Source organism: Amycolatopsis dendrobii, assembly GCF_014145675.1.
In the GTDB taxonomy this organism is placed as follows: domain Bacteria; phylum Actinomycetota; class Actinomycetes; order Mycobacteriales; family Pseudonocardiaceae; genus Amycolatopsis; species Amycolatopsis dendrobii.
Window position 1 is genome coordinate 23,121 of record NZ_JACGZW010000029.1, and the last position, 6,184, is coordinate 29,304.

Here is a 6,184-nt window from a genome sequence, read left to right on the forward strand (position 1 = left end):
CTGCGCCAGACCCCGCCGAACAAGGAGCTTTCGCGCCATGTCGACACCGACCCCGAACCAGCCGGAGGACCCGGCAGCGTCGCCCGGGCCCGCCGCGCCAGCAGGGCCGTCCGGGTCCGCCGGGTCTTCCGGTTCGGCCGCGGCGAACCTCGAGCACGCGCGGATCGCCACCCCGGCGGACCACGAGGGCGACGAGCCGGAACGGCCGCTGACCCGCGCGGAACGCGCCCGGATGCGGGCGAAGGAGCGCGCGGAGAGCGGGATCGGGCCCACCGGGCGCCCGCTGCGCGAGATCCCCGAGCCGCCGCCGCTGGAGCGGCACGGCCCGGCGAAGGTGCTCGCCATGTGCAACCAGAAGGGCGGGGTCGGCAAGACCACGTCCACGATCAACCTCGGCGCCGCGCTCGCCGAATGCGGCCGCCGGGTGCTGCTGGTCGACTTCGACCCGCAGGGCGCGCTGTCGGTCGGGCTGGGCATCCAGCCGCACGAACTGGACCAGACGGTCTACAACGTCATCATGGAGCGCTCGGTGCAGATCGAGGACGTGCTCCGCAAAACCCGCGTCGACGGCGTTGACCTGCTGCCGAGCAACATCGACCTGTCCGCGGCGGAGGTCCAGCTCGTCGCAGAGGTAGGGCGCGAGCACACGTTGTTACGGGTCCTTCGTCCGGTGATGAACGACTACGACTATGTTCTTGTCGACTGCCAGCCCTCGCTCGGCCTGTTGACGGTGAACGCATTGACCGCCGCGGACGGTGTGATCATCCCCCTGGAGTGCGAGTTCTTCAGTCTGCGAGGCGTCGCGCTCCTGATCGACACGATCGAGAAGGTGCAGGAACGCCTCAACCCCAAACTGGACATCACGGGGATTCTCGCCACGATGTACGACCCGAGAACCCTGCACTCGAAGGAGGTCATGGCTCGCGTGGTCGAGGCATTCGGCGACACCGTGTTCGACACGGTGATCAACCGCACCGTGCGGTTCCCCGAGACGACGGTCGCGGGCGAGCCCATCACGACCTGGGCCCCCAAGTCCGCCGGCGCCGCGGCTTACCGCGCGCTGGCCCGCGAGGTGATCGCTCGGTGAGCAGGCGCGCTTCCCTGCCCGGAGCGTCGGAGCTTTTCCGCCTCACCTCCAGTCCGGCCGCCCCCGCGCTCGAACGACCCGCCGTGCCCGCTCCCGCGGAACCGGTGGCTCCTCCCCGCAAGCCCGGCGGCGGCGCGGAGGCCGACCAGCTGGCCCGCAACGCGGCGCGCAGCGGGTCCGGGCGCACCAAGCACGACGCGAAGATCACCGTGTACGTCTCCGGCGAGGAACTGCTCGCGATGGAGCAGGCCCGGCTGAACCTGCGGGCCAAGCACGAGCTGGTCGTCGACCGCGGCAGGCTCGTCCGCGAGGCGGTCGCCGTGCTGCTCGCCGACTTCGACCAGCGCGGCGAGGACTCCGTGCTGGTGCAGCGATTGCGGGCGAACGCCGAGGACGGCGGAACCGAGGGCTGATGGACGAACCGGCATCGGCCGAGCTGCCGGAGCCGGAAGCGGCAGTCTCGGACAGCACCGAAAGCACGGCAGAACCCGGCGGCGCGGCTCCGGAAAGCACGGCGGGCGCGGAAATCCCGGAGGAGGCCGCCGCTGCGGCGGAAGCTCCGGAGGACGCCGCGCCTTCCGAGGCTCCGGCGGAGCACGAGACGGTGCACGGCGGCACCATCCCCGAGGGGTACGCCGCCGAGGAGGGCTCCTCGAAGTTCAAGGTGCGGCTGCAGAACTTCGAGGGCCCGTTCGATTTGCTGCTGCAGCTGATCTCACAGCACCAGCTGGACGTCACCGAGGTCGCCCTGCACACGGTCACCGACGATTTCATCGCCTACACCCGTGCGCTCGGCCCGGACTGGAACCTCGACGAGACCACCGAGTTCCTGGTGATCGCCGCGACCCTGCTCGACCTCAAGGCCGCCCGGCTGCTGCCCGCGGCCGAGGTCGAGAACGAGGACGACCTCGCGCTGCTGGAAGCCCGCGACGTGCTGTTCGCGCGGATGCTGCAGTACCGCGCGTACAAGCAGGTCGCCGCGCTGTTCGGCGAGCTGGAGGAAGGCGCGCTGCGGCGGTACCCGCGGTCGGTGGCGCTGGAGGAGCGGTACCTCGGGCTGCTGCCGGAGGTGATGCTGGGCGTCACGCCGGAGCGGTTCGCGGAGATCGCGGTCGCGGTGTTCCGGCCGAAACCGCCGCCGCAGGTGTCGATCGCGCACATCCACATGGGGCGGGTGTCCGTGCGCGAGCACGCCGCGCTGCTGCGGGTGAAGCTCGCCGAAGCCGGGCAGGCGACGTTCAAGGAACTCACCTCGGACTGCGAGCACACGGTGGAGGTCGTGGCCCGGTTCCTCGCGCTGCTGGAGCTGTACCGCGAGTCGGCGGTGCAGTTCGACCAGCTGGAGGCACTGGCGGAACTGCACGTCCGCTGGACCGGCGGCAGCGTGGCCGAGGCGTCCGCCGCCGCCGAGCACGACCGCGCGGCGGCCGAGGAGGAGGAATACGGGTGAGCACCGAAGACGACCGCGCGACGGCCGAGCAGGCTGAGGAGACTCCGGCTGCTCCAGCGGAAGAGGCACAGGTCGAGGCCGAACAGGCGGCGGCTGAGCCGACCGAGACTGTCGAGACCGGACCGGCCGGGACTGAGCCGGAAACCGCGCCGCAGCCGGAAAACGAGGCCGAGGCGGAGCCCGTCGAGCCGGAAGCCGAGCCAGCCGAGCCGGAAACCGCGGAGCCGGCCGGCGCCGAGCGGGAAGAAGCCGAAGCCGCACCGGAATCCGACGGCGCCCCCGAAGCGGAGCCGGAAGCCGAGCCGTCCGACGACGAGGGCCTGGTCGCCGTGGACAGCGGCCTGCCCAGCGTCGCGGACGACGAGGCGCTCGAAGCCGCCCTCGAAGCGCTGCTGCTCGTCGTGGATTCGCCGATCGCGGAGGATTCCCTCGCCGAAACGCTGGACCAGCCGGTCGCCAGGGTGACCGTCGCGCTGCGCACGATGGCGCAGAAGTTCACCGAGCGGGCGAGCGGGATCGACCTGCGGCGCGTCGGCGAAGGGTGGCGGTTCTACACTAGGGACACCTACGCCCCGTTCGTGGAGAAGCTCCTGCTGGACGGCCAGCGGTCGAAGCTGACCAGGGCCGCGCTGGAGAGCCTCGCCGTGATCGCGTACCGGCAGCCGGTCACCCGGGCCCGGGTCGCGGCGGTGCGCGGGGTGAACGTGGACGGCGTGATCCGGACCCTGCTGGCGCGGGGGCTCATCGAGGAGATGGGCACCGACCCGGAGACCACGGGCACGCTGTACGTGACGACCGAGCTGTTCCTGGAGCGACTGGGGCTGTCGTCGCTGAACGACCTGCCCCCGATCGCTCCGCTGCTACCCGAAGTGGACACCATCGATGACATCTGACGAACACCCCGACGGCATCCGCCTGCAGAAGGTCCTGTCGCAGGCGGGCGTGGCGTCGCGCCGGGCCGCCGAGGACCTGATCGCGGCCGGCCGGGTCGAGGTGGACGGCGAGGTCGTCACCGAGCTCGGCCGGCGCGTGCACCCGGACGAGGCGGTGATCCACGTCGACGGCACGCGGGTCAACCTCCGCGACGATCTCGTGTACCTCGCGTTCAACAAGCCCAAGGGCGTGCACTCCACGATGTCGGACGACCGGGGCCGCCCGTGCGTCGGCGACTACCTGCGCGGCCGGTGGGAGGAGACCCCGGGCGTCGTGCACGTCGGGCGGCTCGACGAGAACACCGAGGGCCTGCTGCTGCTGACCAACGACGGCGACCTCGGGCACCGGCTGATGCACCCCTCCTACCGCGTGCTCAAGACCTACTTCGCGGAGGTCGAGGGCCTGGTGCCGCGCGGGCTGGGCAAGGAACTGCGCGCGGGCTGGGAGCTGCCGGACGGGATCGTGAAGGTCGACCAGTTCCGGGTCAAGGACATGCATTCCGGCCGGAGCATGATCGAGCTGGTGATCCACGAGGGCCGCAAGCACATCGTGCGCAGGCTGATGGCGGCCACCGGGCATCCGGTCCGCAAGCTCGTGCGCACCGCGGTCGGCGATGTGCAGCTCGGCAACCAGCGCCAGGGCACCATCCGCAGGCTCAACCGCGGCGAGGTCGGCACGCTGTACCGCACCGTGGGACTCTGACCGGTTCCCCACTTTCGGCCCTGATGCCGGGCCCCGCCGCCCCGGTTGAGTTGTCGGTACCCGACGACGACTCTGGAGGGCGACGGGAATGCGTGTGCTGACAGGGCTGTGCGCCGCCGCGGTGCTGGCCGCGGGAGTGGTGGTGCCGGCGGCCGCGACGGCCGCACCGGCCAGAACGGCGACGAAGCCGCAGTACGACTACGCCGGGGCGATCCGCGAAACGGTGTGGGTCGACCTCGGCCGGGACGGCGACGGGGACGGCGTGCCGGACCGGGTCGCCGCGGACATCGTGCGGCCGAAGGAACCGGCCGAGGCGGGCAAGAAGATCCCGGTGATCATGGACGCCAGCCCGTACTACTCCTCGGTGGGGCGCGGCAACGAAACCCAGTTCAAAACCTACGACGCGCAGGGCCGCCCGGTCAGCTTCCCGCTGTTCTACGACAACTATTTCGTGCCGCGCGGGTACGCGGTGGTGCTCGTGGATCTGGCGGGCACCAACCGGTCGACCGGCTGCGTGGACGTCGGCGGCAACTCGGACGTCCAGTCGGCGAAGAAGGTCGTCGACTGGCTGAACGGCCGCGCGACCGGCTACACCGCGAAGACCGGCGGCACGAAGATGTCGGCGGGCTGGAGCGACGGCGGCGTCGGGATGATCGGCAAGTCCTACGACGGCACCATCGCCAACGGCGTCGCCTCGACCGGCGTCGAGGGGCTCAAGACCATCGTGCCGATCTCGGCGATCAGCTCCTGGTACGACTACTACCGCTCGGACGGCGCGTCGTTCGGCTTCAACCCGGACGGGCTCGCGCAGACCGTCGAGCGGCGCAACGGCGGCCAGGATTGTTCGGCGCAGAACCGGAAACTCGCCGACGGCGCGACCGCGAACGGCGACTACGGTCCGCTGTGGGCGGAGCGCGACTACGTGGCGAACGCGAAGAACGTGCGCGCCAGCGTGTTCATCTCGCACGGCGTGAACGACTTGAACGTCATGCCGATCAACTACGGCCAATGGTGGGACGCGCTCGCCACCAAGGGCGTGCAGCGCAAGATCTGGCTCGCGCAGACCGGTCACGTCGATCCGTTCGACTACCGGCGCACCGAGTGGGTCGACACCTTGCACCGGTGGTTCGACCACTACCTGATGGGCATCGACAACGGCATCGAGAAGGAACCGATGGCGACCGTCGAGCGCCAGCCGGACCAGTGGGTCAACGAAGCGACCTACCCGGCTCCGGGCACGAAGGCGACGGTGTTGCGTCCGCAGCCGGGCCGTACGCCTGGCGTCGGCACGCTCGGCACCGCGGGCGGTCGGGGCAGCGCGTCGTTCACCGACAACCCGAAGGCGGGGGAGAACGAGTGGGCGGCGAATCCGTCGGCCACCTCGCCGAACCGCGTCCTGTACAGCACTGGTGCGCTCACCTCGCCGGTGCAGGTCTCGGGCACCTCGTCGATCACCGTGACGGCCACGCCGAGCACTTCGACCGCTCGGCTGTCCGCGATGCTGGTGGACTACGGCCCCGCGAAGATCCGCAATTTCTCAGGCCCGGGCGAGGGAATCGTGACCGGCACGGAGCGCACGTGCTGGGGTTCGAGCATCGACGGCGACAGCGCTTGCTACAAGGTGACCAGCGCGGACACGACGAACGTGGACTACACGATCATCAGCCGAGGCTGGGCGGACCTGGCCAATTACCAGTCGCTGAGCCGGGAAGCGCGGCTGACGCCGGGCAAGGCGTACACGATGACGTTCCGGCTCGCGAGCACGGACCACATCGTCCCCGCCGGGCACCGGCTGGCGCTGGTGATCGGCGGGACGGACGCCAATTTCATCACCGGGCCGGCGAATCCGCCGAAGCTGACCATCGACCTGGCCAAGACCTCGGCCCAGGTTCCGCTGGTGGGCACGGTTCCGGCGCGTCCGTGGACGGAGGCCGCTCCGGCGGGCCCGCTGGCGCACGTCCCCGCGGCCGCCCGCTTCGACCTGCGCTGACAAAAAGCCGTGAAGGACTCCT

6 protein-coding genes are annotated in these 6,184 nt (G+C 70.7%); all 6 read left to right on the forward strand.

What is annotated here, in order from left to right; genetic code table 11:
- Positions 1-37 precede the first annotated feature (37 nt).
- The 6 genes from H4281_RS44565 to H4281_RS44590 all read left to right on the forward strand — a co-directional run bounded on the left by H4281_RS44565 (position 38) and on the right by H4281_RS44590 (position 6,162).
- A complete protein-coding gene (locus tag H4281_RS44565; RefSeq protein ID WP_182896871.1) occupies positions 38-1,087 on the forward strand; it encodes a ParA family protein in 1,050 nt (349 codons plus the stop codon).
- Positions 1,084-1,500 carry a cobyrinic acid a,c-diamide synthase gene (locus H4281_RS44570; RefSeq protein ID WP_182896872.1) on the forward strand — a complete coding sequence of 139 codons (417 nt, stop codon included), beginning with the start codon at positions 1,084-1,086 and terminating at the stop codon, positions 1,498-1,500. The genes H4281_RS44565 and H4281_RS44570 overlap by 4 nt, the downstream gene beginning before the upstream one ends.
- A 113-nt stretch (positions 1,501-1,613) precedes the next feature.
- Entirely contained in the window at positions 1,614-2,537 is a 924-nt protein-coding gene (locus H4281_RS44575; RefSeq protein ID WP_182896879.1) for a segregation and condensation protein A, read from the forward strand.
- Positions 2,534-3,430 carry an SMC-Scp complex subunit ScpB gene (scpB, locus tag H4281_RS44580; RefSeq protein ID WP_182896873.1) on the forward strand — a complete coding sequence of 299 codons (897 nt, stop codon included), beginning with the start codon at positions 2,534-2,536 and terminating at the stop codon, positions 3,428-3,430. Before H4281_RS44575 ends, scpB begins: the two co-directional genes overlap by 4 nt.
- Positions 3,420-4,172, forward strand: coding sequence for a pseudouridine synthase (locus H4281_RS44585; RefSeq protein WP_182896874.1), 753 nt, complete (start codon positions 3,420-3,422; stop codon positions 4,170-4,172). Before scpB ends, H4281_RS44585 begins: the two co-directional genes overlap by 11 nt.
- Positions 4,173-4,260: 88 nt before the next feature.
- Positions 4,261-6,162 (forward strand): Xaa-Pro dipeptidyl-peptidase, encoded by a 1,902-nt coding sequence (locus H4281_RS44590; RefSeq protein WP_182896875.1) that lies wholly within the window; start codon positions 4,261-4,263, stop codon positions 6,160-6,162.
- The last annotated feature ends 22 nt before the right edge of the window (positions 6,163-6,184 follow it).

Coding starts and splice junctions, on each gene's coding strand:
- H4281_RS44565 (WP_182896871.1), top strand. CDS start 38: ATGTCGACACCGACCCCGAACCAGCCGGAGGACCCGGCAGCGTCGCCC.
- H4281_RS44585 (WP_182896874.1), top strand. CDS start 3,420: ATGACATCTGACGAACACCCCGACGGCATCCGCCTGCAGAAGGTCCTG.
- H4281_RS44590 (WP_182896875.1), top strand. CDS start 4,261: ATGCGTGTGCTGACAGGGCTGTGCGCCGCCGCGGTGCTGGCCGCGGGA.